This is a genomic window from Geminicoccaceae bacterium (genome assembly GCA_020638465.1).
Taxonomy (GTDB): Bacteria; Pseudomonadota; Alphaproteobacteria; order Geminicoccales; family Geminicoccaceae; genus JAGREO01.
On record JACKIM010000002.1, the window covers coordinates 1,766,882 to 1,782,864 of the forward strand.

Genomic DNA, 15,983 nt, shown 5'->3' on the forward strand with positions numbered 1-15,983 from the left:
CAGACCAGTAATCGATTCAACCAACCATGTCAATCTGTCGCAGGCGACATTTCCGCCTCACGCAAATTCCTCACCACTCATCTGCACCGTCGGGCGGACTGCGGAAAATCCGGCGCCGCCATCGTCCGGAATCCGCCTGTCAGGCCGCGAGGCGCGCCAGCTCGTCCACCACCTTGCGGGCGATCTTCAGGCGATCCTTGGGGGTGCTGGTCTCGCGCAGGATCACCACACGGTGGTCGGGCCGCACCCGCATCAGCCCCCTGGACTGGCCGATATGGCTGACCAGCCTTTCCGGCCTGGGGAATGTATTGTCGTGGAAGGCGAGAACGACACCCTTGGGGCCCACATCCAGTTTCTGGACATTGGCCTTGCGACACAATTGCTTGATGGCAATGATCTGCAACAGGTGCTCGGTCTCTTCGGGAAGCGGTCCGAACCTGTCGATCAGTTCGGCTGCGAAATCCTCGATTTCCTGCGAACTTTCCAGTCCGGCCAGCCGGCGGTACATCGCCAGACGCAGGTCGAGATCGCCGATATAGCTGTCGGGCATCAGCGCCGCCGCATCGACGGTAATCTGCGGCGTCCATTCCGAAGCGGGCGCCCCCTCGCCCTGCGAACGCGACTTGATGGCCGCGACGGCTTCCTCAAGCATGTGGTTGAACAGTTCGAAGCCGACCTCGCGGATATGCCCGGACTGCTCGTCGCCCAGCAAATTGCCGGCACCGCGGATGTCGAGGTCATGGCTGGCGAGCTGGAAGCCGGCACCCAGGCCGTCCAGGGACTGGATGACCTGCAGCCGGCGTTCGGCGGTATCCTGCAGGATCTTGCTGGTCGGCACGGTGAAATAGGCATAGCCGCGCACCTTCGAGCGGCCCACGCGGCCGCGCAACTGGTAGAGCTGCGACAGGCCGAACATGTCCGAACGATGGACGATGAGCGTATTGGCGGTGGGAATGTCGAGGCCGCTCTCGATGATGTTGGTCGCCAGCAGCAGGTCGACCTTGCGGTCGTAGAAGGCCGCCATGACCTCTTCGAGATCCCGTGGCGGCATCCGCCCGTTGGCGACAGCCACGCGGATCTCGGGCACCAGCCGGGCCAGATCCTCCTTGAGTTTCGCCTGATCGGAAACCCGCGGACAGACGTAGAAGCTCTGCCCGCCCCGGTGGTGTTCCCGCAGCAGCGCCTCGCGCAGGATGACAGGATCGACCGGCGTCACGAACGTGCGGACGGCAAGACGATCCACCGGCGGCGTCGCGATGATCGACAGGTCCTTCATGCCGCCCAGGGCCATGTGCAGGGTTCGCGGGATCGGCGTTGCGGTCAGCGTAAGGACGTGGACCTCGGAGCGCATCTGCTTGAGGCGCTCCTTGTGCGACACGCCGAAATGCTGCTCCTCGTCGATGATGATCAATCCGAGATTGGAGAATTTCACGTTCTTGGACAAGAGCGCATGCGTGCCGATGACGATATCGACCCGCCCCTCGGCCATCTCCTTCCTGACTTCGGCAGCCCGCTTGGCCGGCACGAAGCGCGAGATGTGCTCGACACGGATGGGCAGCCCCTTGAGCCTCTCGCCGAACACCGAAAAGTGCTGCCGCGCCAGCAGTGTCGTCGGTGCCAGCACGGCCACCTGCTTGCCGGACATGGCCGCCACGAACGCTGCGCGGATCGCCACCTCGGTCTTGCCGAAGCCGACATCGCCGCAGACCAGCCGGTCCATGGGCCGGCCCGAGGAAAGGTCGTTCAGCACGGCCTCGATGGCGTTGAGCTGGTCCTCGGTTTCCTCGAACGGGAAACGGGCCGCGAATTCCTCGTACATGCCCGGGGGCAGTTGCAGGGCCTCACCCTCGCGCAACGCCCTTTCCGCGGCGATCTTGATGAGTTCCTCGGCAATCTCCCGGATGCGCTGCTTGACCCTGGCCTTGCGTGACTGCCATCCGACACCGCCCAGCTTGTCGAGCTGTCCCTCGCCCTGCGAGGCACCATAGCGGGTGAGGATATCGATGTTCTCGACCGGCACGAACAGCTTGTCGCCGCCGGCATAGACGAGCTTGAGGCAGTCATGCGGCGCGCCGCCGATCTCCAGCGTGACCAGTCCCTCGAACAGCCCGATGCCATGTTCCGCATGGACGACCAGATCGCCCTCGCCGAGCGTGCCGACATCCTGAATGAACTTGTCGGCCCGGCGCCTGCGGGCCGCCGCACGGGTCAGCCGTTCACCGAGAAGGTCGCTCTCGCCGAGCACGCACAGACCCGGAGCGTCGAGGCTTTCCTCGACGGGCAGCACGGCGATCGCCACCGTACCTTCGACATGTTCGGCAAGGCTCGCGATCCGCCGCGGCGCGTCGAGGCCATGATCCCGGAGCACCTGCTCCATGCGGTCGGCCGCACCGCTGCTGCTGGCGGTGAGGATCGGGCTGCGGCCGGCCTCGCGCAGGCTGCCGATATGGGCCACGACAGCGTCGAACAGGTTGACCGACCGGTCATTGCGCTCGGGCGCGAAGTCGCGCCCCCGCCGTCCCCCGAGATCACGCACCTCGCGGCCAGCACTGTCGGGAGCATCGTAGGGACTGATCTGCCATTGGCGATGCCCCTCGAACAGGCTGCGCAACTGCTGCTCGTCGAGATAGAGGCTGTGCGGTTCGAGCGCGTGATAGGGGGCGGCGCCAAAGCCCTTGGTGCTGATCTCCGGCGTCACCCGGGCCTCGTAATGCTCGCCGATGAGCGCGGCGCGCGCCGTCAGCGCCTCTTCTGCCAGATGATCGAAGACAATCTCCACCTCGCCGTCGACATAGTCGAGAATGGTCACGAGATTGTCGTGAAACAGCGGCAGCCAATGCTCCATACCCGGGAAACTTCTCCCCGAGGTAACGGCTTCGAGCAGCGGGTCGTCGGTCACCGCACCGAAGGCGCGCAGGTAACCTGCACGGAAGCGCTCGACGGCTTCGCCATCGAGCATCACCTCGCTCACCGGGCGCAGATCCACCCCCTTGAGCTTGTTTCCGGTGCGCTGGCTGGCCGGGTCGAACGTCTTGATCGTCTCGATCGTGGTGCCGAAGAAATCGAGTCGCACCGGCTTGCGTTCGCCGGGCGGATAGATATCGACCAGCCCGCCGCGCACGGCATATTCGCCGGCATCGACCACCGTGCTCACGCGGCGGTAGCCATTACGTTCGAGATAGGTGGAAAGCGCGTCGCGGTCGGCCCGCGCCCCTGCACGCAAGGGGAAATGCGCCGCCTTGATCGTTTCGGGCGCCGGCAGGCGCTGGATCATGGCATTGGCCGTCACCAGCAGCAACCGCGCGCCCTTCCTGCGCCCCTCCGCGAGTTTCATCAGGGTGCGCAAGCGGGTGGCCGTCACCTCGCTCGACGGCGACACGCGGTCATAGGGCAGGCAGTCCCACGCCGGAAGACTGAGGGTTTCGAGCTTCGGACGGAAGAACTTCGCCAGGTCGGCAAGAGTGTCAGCGCGCTGGGCATCCCGCGTTATGCATACCACCGTACGCCCCGTCTCGGCGGCACGATCGGCGAGGAACCAAGCATCCACGCCGGGCCGCGCACGGGTCAGCAGTGTCCGTGCCGCGGTCGCCTGCGGGCGTTCGACAATCCCGGTGTCGCTCATGCCGGACCCGTCTCTGCGGCCCTGAGGCGCGCGAACACGCCGTTGTCGTGGCGCGCGGGCAGTTCGGCCGTGCCCTGGACCCAGGCATAGACATCCTGATCGGCCTCCTCGATCAGCGCCTCGTACTGGTCCAGCTCTTCAAGGTCGAGACTGGCCAGATAACGGTCGGCGAAGCGGCCGAAAATGATGTCGGCTTCGCGGAAACCGCGATAACGGCTGCGGTGCAGCAACCTGCGGCGACGGATCTCCAGTGTTTCGCTCACGCTTGCACCTTTGCGCTAGGGATGGACAATTGCCGGTGAACCGGGGCAACACGGCGTCATGCCGGCCCGGGTTGTAACAGCGCATGGACGAAAGGACGATAGGCGCGATGCACATGACAGGACGTTGCCTGCGAGGGCCATCGCGAACCGGCACACCCTTGGCCGTTCGAACCGTTCGCCCGGACATGCGTTGATAAACCAGATGGAGAACCCGGCCAAGATGACCGAGGGACGCGCCGCCGAACTCTTTTCATGGTTCAGGCCCGCCTCCTCGCTCCCGGGCGTGGGCTCCACGCTGCTTGCCAGCCTGCGCAAGGTCACCGGCCAAAACGAGCCCCGGCTGCGCGACCTGCTGTTCACCCTTCCACGGGCCGAGCGCGACCTTGAACCGCTCGCCGGTTCGATGGCCTTCGAAGAGGGGCTTGAAGGTGCCATCGCGCTGCGGGTCGGACGTCACCGCCCACCGCCCCGGGGGGGACGGGCGCCCTATCGCATCGAAGCGGAGGCCGATGGCACACCTGTCGATCTGGTATTCTTCAAGGCACGTGGAAATTATCTCGAAAGCGCCTTTGCCGAGGGGCAGGAAGTCATGGTCCACGGCAAGCTGCAGCGCTTTCGCGAACGCTGGCAGATCGTCCACCCCGAACTGCTGCCGGACGATCCACGGGCGCTGGCGCTGGCCGGGCGCATCTATCCGGCCAGCGAGGGGCTCACCCAGACCCGCCTGCGCAAGATCATGGCGCAGGCGCTGGAAATGGTGGACGAGCTCCCCGAATGGCTCGATCCGCATCTCGTCGCGCGGGATGGATTGCCGGGCTTCAGGGCAGCGCTGGAAATCGTCCACGGTACGGCCGAGGACGGCGACATCGACAAGGCCCGGCATCGCCTCGCCCTCGACGAGCTGCTGGCCATGCAGATCGCCATGCGACTGGTCCGGAGGTCCCGGCAGGGCGATCGCGGGCGCCCGCACCGCTGCGAGGGCATTCTGGCCGGGCGGCTGCGTTCGGCCCTGCCATTCTCGCTCACGGATGCCCAGCTGCGCTCGATCGACGAGATCCGGGGCGATCTCGAACACGCACAGCCGATGATGCGCCTGCTGATGGGAGATGTCGGCAGCGGCAAGACGCTGGTGGCCTTCATGGCCATGCTGCATGTCGTGGAGGCGGGCGGGCAGGTGGCCCTGATGGCGCCGACCGAGGTGCTCGCGCGCCAGCATGCGCGCACGCTCGGGCAACTGGGCGACCGCATCGGGGTCGCCGTCGGGCTGCTCACGGGCCAGGGACCGGCTGGCGAGCGGCAGGCCGTGCGCCTCGCTCTTGCAAGTGGCGACCTTCCCATCGTCGTCGGCACCCATGCCCTGTTTCAGGACGGCGTCAGCTTCCACGATCTCGCCCTGGCGGTGATCGACGAACAGCATCGTTTCGGCGTCCACCAGCGGCTCGATCTGCTGCACAAGGGCGAAGCCGTCGACCTGCTGCTGATGACGGCGACACCGATCCCGCGCAGCCTGGTGCTCAGCCACTACGGCGATGTCGAGACCTCGCGGCTGGACGAGATGCCGGCGGGCCGTCAGCCGGTCGCGACGGTCGCATTGCCCGCCGGTCGCATCGGCGAGGTTGTGACGGCCGTAGGACGGGCACTCGACCGCAACGAGCGGGTCTACTGGATCTGCCCGGTGATCGACACCTCGGTGGATGAGACGGCCGCCACCGCGGAAGCCCGCCACGAACTGCTGTCGGAGCGCTTCGGCGCACTCGCGGGGCTCGTGCACGGACGATTGCCGGCAGCCGACAAGGATGCGCGCATGGCATCGTTCGCCAATGGCGAGACGCCGCTGCTCGTCGCCACCACCGTGGTCGAGGTCGGCGTGGACGTGCCCGAGGCCACGGTCATCGTCATCGACGGAGCCGAGCGCTTCGGCCTCGCCCAGCTGCACCAGCTGCGCGGGCGGGTCGGCCGCGGCGACCGGGCTTCAACCTGTCTTTTGCTGTATAATCCGCCCCTGAGCCGCCATGCGCGTTCGAGGCTGAAGATCATCCGGGAGAGCTCTGACGGTTTCCGCATTGCCGAGGAGGACCTGCGTCTGCGGGGACCCGGCGAGGTCCTGGGCGTGCGTCAGAGCGGGCTGCCGACGATGAGTTTTGCCGACATCGTCGAAGATGGCGTCGCCCTGCAGACCGCACGCGACGATGCGCGGCTGGTCGGCCGGCGCGACCCGGAACTGACGAGCGAGCGCGGCCGGGCGCTGCGGCTGCTCCTGCAACTGTTCGAGAGAAACGAGGCCGTCTCGCTACTGGCTGCCGGCTGATCGATATTCCCCGATGACACCTGTCCCCGATGCCGGATTTCCGCGCTGGCGGGACCGGCATCGCATGATGAATGGAATCTCCGCCTTCCGTCGACATCCGCACTATTGCGGATGCCTTGTTCAGCCATTTTCGAGTACATCATTCGAAAAATTCCATAAAATTTTATCCGCTTTTACCTAAATCAAAACCTTTACTTTATTCGATCGATGTTGACCTGATTTTCATTATTTATTAACAAATGAAGACAAGATTGATTGTGACGAAATCTTCCAACAATCATCAGAACTGGCAGCAACCATTGCGTTAGAGAGACGAGAGATGAATGTGATCAACAACGTGATTCTCCTCGTGCGCCGGATCAAGGATCTGCAGCGACGCCACGAAGTCCTCGTCGAACGGCAGGATGCCCTGCGCCGTACGCTGCCTGAATGGACCTTCGCTCCGCTGCAACTGGTCGGCATGTCGACTTCCGAGATCCAGAGCGCGATGAGCGAATTGACCCGGGCCGAGACCGATGTCGGGATCGGCGACCTGGACAGGGACATCGAGGATCTCGAACGCCAGATCGAAGAGCTTGAGAATGCGCTGCTGACCACCAAGGCCCGCTCATTCGACAGCGTCCAGGCGGTACTCGACCTCGCCATCGCCCGCTTCCGCTCCCAGACCTGCAGCGACCCGAGCGATGTTTTCTATGATTACGGCGATGCCCGTGTCCTGAGTTTCCTTGAGCGTTCCGCAGATGACCTTCGGGCGCTCCTTTCAGAAGGCGAACGTGAGGCGGTGTGACACGCTGATCGTTGCCGGGGCCGGCTGACTTCCATCCTCCCCCTCTCTCCCCCAAGCTTGGCCGGCCCCTCCTTTCACTTTCCTGTCAGACTCCGTTTTCCTCAGCGGGACACCCGCCCTTCCATGAAGGGCGGGTGTTTCCCGTTGGCCATGAAGGACCGCCCTTTCCCCCAATCGTCACGGATCGAGCCGCAGCTTCATTCCCTCATGACTGGCGACGAATCCAAGGCCCTCATAGAAGCGGTGGGCATCCTTCCGCCGCTTGTCGGTCGTGAGCTGGACGAGGCCGCATCCGCGGTCGCGGGCGAGGTCGATGGCATGGCGCATCATCTGCCCGCCCACGCCCTGGCCGCGCAGTTCGCGCTCGACGCGAACGCTCTCGATCTGGGCGCGCCAGCTCCCCCGGCGGGACAGCCCCGGAATGAAGGAGAGCTGGAAGCACCCGACCACGCGGTCGCCCACCATGGCGACGATCAACGAATGATTGGGGTCATGGCGAATGGCGGCGAAAGCCTCCCGGTAGACCGGGTCCGCCACATCCTCGCGCAGCTGGCCGATACCGTCGTCGACCAGCAACGCAACGATCTGCGGAAGGTCGGCGGGTACCGCCTCGCGCATGGCGATGATCATTGGGGAAAGCCGACCATCGCGTCCTGTGCGGCCTGCGGCGGCTCCGGGAAGTGAATACCCCTCTGGCCTGAAAAACTGCGATCCGGCCTGACGGCCAGCGGCCCCGGATCGAACCCGGCGAGCCGTCCCTCCTGTACCCACCCCTTGTCGATATCCGCCCCCCAGAGATGGTCGACGAGGGCCCGTTCCAGACGGGTCCGGACATCCTGCGCGCCGGGATCGTCGGCAAGGTTGCGGCTTTCGCAGGGATCCTCGCGCATGTCGAACAACTGGAACCGGTTGCCTGCGGGATACCATATCAGCTTGTAGCGATCGTCGCGCACCATGCGGCTGCCGCCGGCACTTTCGAGGCAGTCGCCGTAGAGCACCTCGCGCCGGACATCGCCCGTCATGTCGAGCCCCTCGCAGGTCGGGGGCACCTCGACACCCGCCAGCGCGAGCAAGGTGGGCATCACATCCTGCAATCCGACAAGCCGCTCATCCACCCGGTCGGTGCCGACCCGGTCGTCTCCCGACGCTCCGGCGAGAATCATCGGCACATTCGCCGAGCCCTCGTAATAGGTGCGCTTGGCGTAGATGCCGTGGTCGCCGAGCATGTCCCCGTGATCGGAGGTGAAGAGGATGACGGTGTCGTCCAGCAGGCCCTCCTCGCGCAACGTCCCCACGACCAGCCGCAACTGATGGTCGATATGAGTGCAAAGCGCGTAGAATGCACGTCGGATCTCGGTGATCTCGAACGAACTGAAATCCGGATAGAAATTGCGGATCATCGCGAGCGCGCGCGGCAGTTCCGCGCCTTCGGCCGACCAGTCCCCGGTCAGCGGCTCGTCCATGTCGAGCTGTCGGTACAACTCCATGTAGCAGGCCAGCGGCACGAGCGGGGGATGGGGCGGCGTGTAGGACAGGTACCAGAAGGACGGGCGCGTCGGGTCGCGGCGCTTGATGACCCGGCACATCTGCTCTGTGGCCCAGTTCGTCACATGGCAGTCTTCCTCAAGATGCCACGGTCGATGCATGTAGTTGTTGTTGTTCATGCCGTGGGCATATTGACGGCCGGTATGGCCGCGATCGGAAAGATAGATGTCGTAATCGTCGACGGCTCCCAGATGCGGGCGCCCCTCCTCGCTGAGCTGGACGTCGTCGAAGCCGATGCGGTCGCGGGGCGGATAGACATGCAGCTTGCCCACCGCATGCGCCTGATAGCCGGCATCGCGGAAGGTTCCGGCGAGAGTCGGCAGGTCGGGCATCGGGTTGGTGGTGCCGAAGACCCTGTCGCCATGGCGGCGGGTGGTCGTGCCGGTCATCAGTGTCCGGCGCGCGGGAATGCAGATGGGGCATTCGCTGTAGGCATTGGGATACCGCACGCCATTGCGGGCCAGCTGGTCGAGCGTCGGCGTCTGGATGAACGGATGCCCGCTGCACCCCATCAGACGCGCCGGCCACTGGTCGGCCATCACCAAAAGGACGTTCTTCCTCTTACCCATCATGCCCCTCCCCGGGCTTCCGTGCCACCAGATCGATGAGCGCCGACGGTCCGTCATGTCCGCGCCCTTCGTGGATTACCGCGTCATAGCCGGCAAGTTCGAGAATGTCGAAATCCGCAAAGGATTCGCGCAACATTCCCGGTGTGTACATGTTCTCTTCGTGAGGGGGACCACCCGTTCCCAGCGCCACCTGTTCGGGCCGGTAGCCATGAAGCAGCAGCAGCCCGCCCGGACGAAGCGCGCCCCTCATCTTCGCGAACAATACAGTGCGTTGCTGTGGATTTGCAAACTGGATGAAGATGGCGGCAACGATGTCGAAACGCTCGATGGGCCAGTCCCAGTCGAGCAGATCGACCTGCGCGAAGGCGAGATCCTGCCCTTCCCCGGCCGCCAGCCTGCGCGCCTTGGCCAGTGCCGCCGCCGAGCCGTCGACGCTGAGTACATCGAGCCCGAGCGAGGCCATCCACACGCCGTTGCGTCCCTCGCCATCGGCAACCGCGAGCGCACGCATGCCAGACTTCAGGCGCGCTTGCTGACGAACGAGGAAGCGGCTGGGCTCCCGGCCAAAAAGATAGTCGCTGCTGCCGTAGCGTTCGTTCCAGTTCCGGATGGCCTCGTTCATGCGCCATTTTCCCGCCTGAATGCTGTTGGGTTCCCTGACAGGCCATTGACACGGGACAATTTCCGGCCTGACGAGGATCACAGTCGCACGTCCGGACACGAGTGGGCAATCGCCGGCATGATGGGCCTTGCCCATTCGGTGAAGCGGATCCGGTCCGCTTTCTTCTCGTTCAGGTGGTTCCCCCCGGACGCAAAGGGCTCTAATGATCCAGCGATCCGTTCGACGAGGCGGATCATTGCCAATGGGGAGGAGATCGTCTCATGCATGTACTCATCACCGGTGGTGGCGGTTTCATCGGCCGCAAGCTCGCAGCCCGCCTGCTGCGGGACGGCCAGGTGAACGGCCGCGAGATTTCCAGGCTGACCGTGGTCGATGTGGTCGAGGCGAGCGGGCTCGGCGACGATCCGCGTCTGGTCACCCGAAGCCTCGACGTCTCCGACCGATCGGCGGTCGACAGACTGGTCGGTGGCGGCGTGGACCTCGTCTATCACCTGGCAGCCATCGTCAGCGCCAATGCCGAGACCGACATGGATCTGGGGTATCGCGTCAATCTCGACGGAACCCGCAACCTGCTTGAGGCCCTGCGCACGCTCGGCACCTGCCCGAAGATCGTGTTCGCCAGTTCGTGCGCGGTCTATGGCGGCGACATGCCGCCGGTCATCGAGGACGACACCCACCTGACCCCGCAGACCAGCTACGGCGCGCAGAAGGCCGCCGGCGAGCTCCTGGTCGCCGATTACGTGCGCAAGGGCCTCGTGGACGGCATGTCGCTGCGGCTGCCGACCATCGTCGTACGCCCCGGCAAACCCAACAAGGCGGCCTCGACATTCGCCAGCTCGATCCTGCGCGAGCCGCTGGCAGGCCAGGACGCCGTCTGTCCTGTCGGCCTCGATGCCGAGATGTATGTCCTCTCGCCGCGCCGGGTGGTCGATGCCTTCGTCCATGCCGCCGGTCTCGAACGCGACAGGGTCGGCATGACCCGTGCCTTTGCGCTGCCCGGCATCACCGTGTCGATCGGCCAGATGATCGAGGCGCTGGAAAAGCGCACGGGCCCGGCCGTGACGGCACGCATCCACCACGAGCGCGACGAGCTGATCGAGCGCATCGTCAAGGGATGGGCGCCGCGGGTGAACGCCCGGCATGCGCGAAGTCTCGGCTTCGAGGCCGATGCCGATATCGGCGACATCATCGAGGCGCATATCGAGGACGAACTTGGCGGTACCTATGTCGCCTGAACCCATGTCGCGCGCTCCGGTCGTGCCCGGCCCGATACGACGGGCCCCCGTTCACGACGGGCGATGGCGACCCTGCTGAAAGGAACGGATGTGAGCAACACTTCAGCGCTCGAACAGCTCGGCGAGCTGCGTCACAGCATCGACAATCTCGATGCCGCCCTCATTCACCTGCTGGCCGAGCGCTTCAAGCTCACCCGTGCCGTGGGGCATCTCAAGGCCGCTCACGACCTGCCGCCGGGTGATTCCAACCGGGAGGAGAAGATGATCGCCCGGTTGCGCAATCTCGCCAGGGAGTCGAACCTCGACCCCGATTTCGCCGAAAAACTGCTGCGTTTCATCATTGATGAGGTGATTTGCCATCACAACGCCATCAAGAATCGCGATTGAAGGTGCAATACCATGCCCGACTTTGTTCGGGTTTCCGGTTATTCATTCCAGCATTGAATAACCCGATTCAGAGAACATCCGATGAGTAAAAAAACCGGCATTCTGGTCGCCGATATCGGCGGCAAGAACCTCAAGATCCGCCACAGCGACCATGACGAAAGGCGCAAGACCGCCAGCGGGGCCAAGTTCACACCGCAGGAGGCGGTCAAGGCCATCCGCGACCTCGCCGGCGACTGGTCCTACGACCGCCTCAGCCTCGGCTGTCCCGGGCCGGTCAAGCACAATCGCCTGCTGCTCGACCCCTTCAATCTCGGTCCCGGCTGGCTGGACTTCGATTTCGACGCCGCCTTCGATTGCGAGGTCCGGCTGGTCAACGACGCCGTCATGCAGGCCATCGGGTCCTATGACGGCGGCAAGATGCTGTTCATCGGCCTCGGCACCGGCCTGGGCGCGGCTCTCGTGGTCGAGGACATGGCCCTGCCGCTCGAGGTGGCCCACCTGCCCTATGCCGGAGACTACACCTACGAGGACTGCATCGGCCGCCGGGGGCTGGACCGGCTGGGCCGCAAGGCATGGGAAGGAACCGTGCACGATGTCGTGGAACGCCTTCGCCTGGCACTGGTCGCCGAATATGTCGTGATCGGCGGCGGCAATGGCAAGCGATTGAAGACTCTCCCGAAAGAGTCGCGGCTTGGCGACAATCTCAATGCGTTCGAGGGCGGCTTCCGCATGTGGCGCGAGCATTTCCGCTCGCCATGACGACCTTGTCATGAGCAAGATCGCCGGAGCTTGCCAGATATACCGAAGTGCCTGACCTCCAGCAACGTGGAGGGGCGCGGCGCGATGACAGCCTCCACCCGGTCGACGGTCCCATCCTGGCACTGATCGTCCATCTTGCCGTACCCTCGGCGATCGGCATGATGTTCCAGACCCTGTTCAATGTGGTGGACAGCTTCTTTGCCGGGCTGATCTCGACGACCGCACTCGCCGCGCTCGGCGCCTCCTTTCCCGTCTTTTTCCTGGTCATTGCGCTCATGGTCGGGATCGGCCAGGCGACCACCTCGCAGATCGCCAACGCCGCCGGCTCCGGCCAGCCGGAGCGGGCCGGGCGATTCTTCGGGCAGGCGGTGATCCTCGCGATCGCCGGCGGAATGGCGGTCGGCGCCTACGGTCACTTCGGAACAGCGGCCCTCTATCGCCTCATGGGCGTGACCGGCGAGAGTCTCGGTTTCGGACTGGCCTACCTGCAACCGATCCTCTACGCCGCACCGCTGTTCCTCATGAACGCGGTCGCCAACGCCTTTCTCACGGCCCAGGGCGACGCCCGTTCCAACCGCAACGCGCTGATCGTCGGGTCGCTGCTGAATGTCGGCCTCAACCCGCTGTTCATGTTCGGCCTCGGTCCCCTGCCCGGCTTCGGCATCCTCGGTATCGCCCTGTCCACCATCCTCGTGCAGGCGCTGCAACTCGCCTACCTGATGCACAAGGTCCGGCACAGCCCGCTGGCGACGGCCTGCGGCCTGTGGCCCGAGGGTATCGACATGGAGACCATGCGACCGCTGGTGGCCCATGCGACCCCGACCACATTGCAGATGCTCACCACCGGCATCGGGCTTTTCGCGATCACCTATTTCATGGGCCGGCACGGGCAGCAGGCCGTCGCCGCCTACGGCGTGGCGCTGCGCATCGAACAACTGGCCATGCTGCCCATGGTGGGACTGACGACAGCCGCCATCACGCTGGTCGGGCACAACAATGGCGCCATGCGCTTTGACCGGGTGCGGCTGGTGGCGCGCTGGCTGCTCGGCACCGGCATCGCGCTGATGACGGCGGGAGGCGTCATCGTCTTCTTCAGCCGTAGCGCGCTGATGTCGATCTTCACCGATGATCCCGCCGTCATTTCAACCGGGTCGGCCTATCTCGGCGTCGCCGTGCTGAATTTCAACGCCTATTGCCTGCTCATTGTCGGCGCGTCGATCCTTCAGGGACTGAAACGGCCCGTATTCGCCATGGTGGTCGGCATTTTCCGCCATGTGCTCGGTCCCGCCTGTGTCCTGGCCGTGGTCGACCCGGTATTGGGATATGGCCTCACCGGCATCTATTGGGGAATTGCCGCCGTGGCGTGGCTTGGCGCGACGGCCATGCTCGTCTATGTCACCAGACGGCTTCGCGAACTCGGCACGTGACGGCATGGCCGCCCCGGCGGTGGAGGCGCTGCCGTTCAGGCAACACGCCCCGGTTCCGCGACCCGCTCTCCCTCCTTGCGCACACGGGCGGCATCGGCATGGGAAACATGGATAAAACGGCGATCACAGTAATTGCACACGGCCTGCCCGCCCTTTTCGAGCGTCAGGTATTCGATCGGATGGCCAAGCGTGCCGAGAGCGCCCGTGCAACTCACATGCATGGCATCCGTGAGCGCCACCTCCTCGCCATCGAGCATGAACACCTCGATACTGCCACCCGTGCGAACCTTCGCCATCAAGACCTCCATACAAGGGGCTGTGCCCGACCATGAACATCGAAACCGGAATACGCGCCGCCGGCTCTCCCGACCAGCAATTGCCAGCTTTGGCGATCGAGCTCAAGGGATTGCGCAAGGTCTATGGCGGCAAGGGCAGCGAGCGCAAGGAAGCTCTCGGGGGCATCGACCTCAAGATCCCCCGCGGGTCCATCTTCGGCCTTCTCGGCCCCAACGGTGCGGGAAAATCGACAACGATCAACATTCTCGCCGGACTGGTCAACAAGACCGAGGGCATGGTGAAGATCTTCGACGTCGATATCGAAAAACGACCCCGGCTCGCGCGGCGTGCCATCGGCATCGTGCCGCAGGAGCTCAACCTCGATGCCTTCTTCACGCCGCGCCAGGCGCTGGAACTGCAGGCCGGCCTCTACGGCGTTCCGGCCCGCAAACGGCGGACAATGGAAATCCTCCAGGCCGTCGGTCTCGAAGACAAGGCCGATGCCTATGCCCGGTCCCTGTCCGGCGGCATGCGCCGGAGACTGCTGGTCGCCAAGGCACTGGTGCACAATCCACCGGTGATCGTCCTCGACGAGCCCACCGCCGGAGTGGACGTCGAATTGCGCCGTTCGCTGTGGAAGCACATGCGCGCACTCAACGAGAGCGGGGTGACAGTGGTGCTCACCACGCACTATCTGGAGGAGGCCGAGGCGATGTGCGACACCATCGCCATCATCGACAAGGGCAGCGTGGTCGCCTGTGACGCCACCGCCACGCTGTTGCGCCGTCTCGACGAGAAAAGCATGACGCTCACCTTCCAGCAGCCCCTCGAAACGCTGCCGGCGCCGCTGGAGGCCATGGGGGCGCGGCTGGTGGAAGGTGGGCGCATGGCGGTATCCTACCACCCGAGCCGGGCCAAGGTCGGGGAATTTCTCGAAGCGGTGCGCAACGAGGGCCTCCAGATCATCGACCTGCAGACGGAAGAGGCCGATCTTGAGGAGCTGTTCGTCCGCCTGACCGGCAAGCACTGACCGTTGTCGCGCCCGCACGGCGTGCCTGCCTTCACCCCCCGGCCGGGGTGATGCGATAGGCCGCCCCCTCGACCACCGACAGGAACCAGATCGAACCGTCGGGCGCCTCGCGGACGTCACGGATCCGGCCAAAGGTGCCGTCGAACAGCCGTTCCGCCTCCCGGATGCGGTCGCCGTCGCGCTCAAGCCGCGAGATCATGTCGAACTTGAGGGAGCCGACAAAGACGTTGCCCTGCCATTGCGGGAACATTCGACACGAGCAGATCATCATCCCGGATGGAGCGATGGAGGGGTCCCAGTAGAACAGCGGCTGCTCCATGCCCGGCGCTTCGGTCCCGATGCCGATCTTCGCTCCCGAATAGTCCCGGCCATAGCTGATCACCGGCCAGCCATAGTTGCGGCCGGGCTCGGGCCGGTTGATCTCGTCGCCGCCCCGCGCGCCATGCTCCACGGTCCATAGCCTTCCCTCTTCGTCGAGGGCCGCCCCTTGTGGATTGCGATGGCCATAGGACCAGATCTCCGGACGTCCGCCACCGCCGGCAAAGGGATTGTCGGCGGGAATGGAGCCATCCGGGTTGATCCGCACGACCTTGCCATTGTCGACATCGAGATCCTGCGCCAGTGTCGCATGTCCCCGCTCGCCGATCGTCAGGAACAGCGTTCCATCCGGCGCCTCGACGATGCGGCTGCCGAAATGGTGTCCGCTGGCACTTGCCGCCGACATGCGGAAGATCACCTGAAGTTGATCGATTCGCGGCTCCTCCGGATCGAGGAATCCCGTGGCTAGGGCCGTGCGCGCGCCATCGGCGGCAGGCTCGGCATAGCTGAGGAAGATCCGGCGCGACTGGCCGAAATCGCGGGCGACGACAACATCGAGCAGGCCGCCCTGGCCGACGGCCACCACCTGCGGCACGCCCGCCACCTCCCTTGCCTGGCCTTCCCCGACCAGCAGCAACCGCCCGTCGCGTTCCGTCACCAGCCAGTCGCCATCCGGCAGGAATGCCAGCGACCATGGCTCCTCCAGTCCTTCGAGCATCGGCTCGACCCGGACGGGCCCGGCCGACGTGTCATAATCCTCCGCAACGGCAAGGCTGGCGAAGGAAGACATTGCCGCCAGAAAGGCAACGAGGCATTTCATTCCACATCCCCTCGA

The 15,983-nt window shown here is 64.9% G+C and carries 14 protein-coding genes; 7 read left to right on the plus strand and 7 right to left on the minus strand.

All coding sequences use genetic code 11. The features are described 5' to 3' along the window. Window positions 1-139: 139 nt before the first annotated feature. Together mfd and H6851_18555 are read right to left on the minus strand one after the other, a co-directional pair. Window positions 140-3,622, minus strand: a complete 3,483-nt coding sequence (mfd, locus tag H6851_18550) for a transcription-repair coupling factor (GenBank protein ID MCB9945608.1) — start codon at window positions 3,620-3,622, stop codon at window positions 140-142. Next, the gene (locus tag H6851_18555) at window positions 3,619-3,885 is read right to left on the minus strand and encodes a succinate dehydrogenase assembly factor 2 (protein ID MCB9945609.1); all 267 of its coding nucleotides are present in this window, start codon (window positions 3,883-3,885) and stop codon (window positions 3,619-3,621) included. The genes mfd and H6851_18555 overlap by 4 nt, the downstream gene beginning before the upstream one ends. Window positions 3,886-4,105: 220 nt before the next feature. Between H6851_18555 and recG the strand changes: the two genes are divergently transcribed. Further along, window positions 4,106-6,193, plus strand: coding sequence for an ATP-dependent DNA helicase RecG (recG, locus tag H6851_18560; GenBank protein MCB9945610.1), 2,088 nt, complete (start codon window positions 4,106-4,108; stop codon window positions 6,191-6,193). Window positions 6,194-6,512: 319 nt separating this feature from the next. Further along, on the plus strand, window positions 6,513-6,980 hold the full coding sequence (locus H6851_18565) for a hypothetical protein (GenBank protein ID MCB9945611.1): 468 nt from the start codon (window positions 6,513-6,515) through the stop codon (window positions 6,978-6,980). 177 nt (window positions 6,981-7,157) lie between these two features. Here the strand turns inward: H6851_18565 and H6851_18570 are convergent, their stop codons facing one another. From H6851_18570 to H6851_18580, 3 genes are read right to left on the minus strand one after another with little or no spacing between them, the layout of a single operon-like run. After that, window positions 7,158-7,610 (minus strand): GNAT family N-acetyltransferase, encoded by a 453-nt coding sequence (locus H6851_18570; protein MCB9945612.1) that lies wholly within the window; start codon window positions 7,608-7,610, stop codon window positions 7,158-7,160. Then, entirely contained in the window at window positions 7,607-9,094 is a 1,488-nt protein-coding gene (locus H6851_18575; GenBank protein ID MCB9945613.1) for a sulfatase-like hydrolase/transferase, read from the minus strand. Before H6851_18575 ends, H6851_18570 begins: the two co-directional genes overlap by 4 nt. Next, window positions 9,087-9,716 (minus strand): class I SAM-dependent methyltransferase, encoded by a 630-nt coding sequence (locus H6851_18580; GenBank protein MCB9945614.1) that lies wholly within the window; start codon window positions 9,714-9,716, stop codon window positions 9,087-9,089. Before H6851_18580 ends, H6851_18575 begins: the two co-directional genes overlap by 8 nt. A 260-nt stretch (window positions 9,717-9,976) precedes the next feature. Between H6851_18580 and H6851_18585 the strand changes: the two genes are divergently transcribed. The 4 genes from H6851_18585 to H6851_18600 all read left to right on the plus strand — a co-directional run bounded on the left by H6851_18585 (window position 9,977) and on the right by H6851_18600 (window position 13,524). After that, on the plus strand, window positions 9,977-10,951 hold the full coding sequence (locus tag H6851_18585) for an SDR family oxidoreductase (GenBank protein MCB9945615.1): 975 nt from the start codon (window positions 9,977-9,979) through the stop codon (window positions 10,949-10,951). Between the two features lie 63 nt (window positions 10,952-11,014). Beyond that, window positions 11,015-11,338, plus strand: coding sequence for a chorismate mutase (locus H6851_18590; GenBank protein ID MCB9945616.1), 324 nt, complete (start codon window positions 11,015-11,017; stop codon window positions 11,336-11,338). 81 nt (window positions 11,339-11,419) lie between these two features. Further along, entirely contained in the window at window positions 11,420-12,097 is a 678-nt protein-coding gene (locus tag H6851_18595; protein ID MCB9945617.1) for an ROK family protein, read from the plus strand. Window positions 12,098-12,144: 47 nt separating this feature from the next. Beyond that, window positions 12,145-13,524, plus strand: a complete 1,380-nt coding sequence (locus H6851_18600) for an MATE family efflux transporter (GenBank protein ID MCB9945618.1) — start codon at window positions 12,145-12,147, stop codon at window positions 13,522-13,524. A 35-nt stretch (window positions 13,525-13,559) separates the two neighbouring features. Here H6851_18600 and H6851_18605 read toward each other — a convergent pair whose 3' ends face one another. Beyond that, the gene (locus H6851_18605; GenBank protein MCB9945619.1) at window positions 13,560-13,781 is read right to left on the minus strand and encodes a zinc-finger domain-containing protein; all 222 of its coding nucleotides are present in this window, start codon (window positions 13,779-13,781) and stop codon (window positions 13,560-13,562) included. Between the two features lie 71 nt (window positions 13,782-13,852). Between H6851_18605 and H6851_18610 the strand changes: the two genes are divergently transcribed. Further along, complete coding sequence (locus H6851_18610; protein ID MCB9945620.1) at window positions 13,853-14,830, plus strand: ABC transporter ATP-binding protein; 978 nt, start codon at window positions 13,853-13,855, stop codon at window positions 14,828-14,830. Window positions 14,831-14,861: 31 nt separating this feature from the next. Here H6851_18610 and H6851_18615 read toward each other — a convergent pair whose 3' ends face one another. Then, window positions 14,862-15,968 carry a PQQ-dependent sugar dehydrogenase gene (locus tag H6851_18615; GenBank protein MCB9945621.1) on the minus strand — a complete coding sequence of 369 codons (1,107 nt, stop codon included), beginning with the start codon at window positions 15,966-15,968 and terminating at the stop codon, window positions 14,862-14,864. Window positions 15,969-15,983 lie beyond the last annotated feature (15 nt).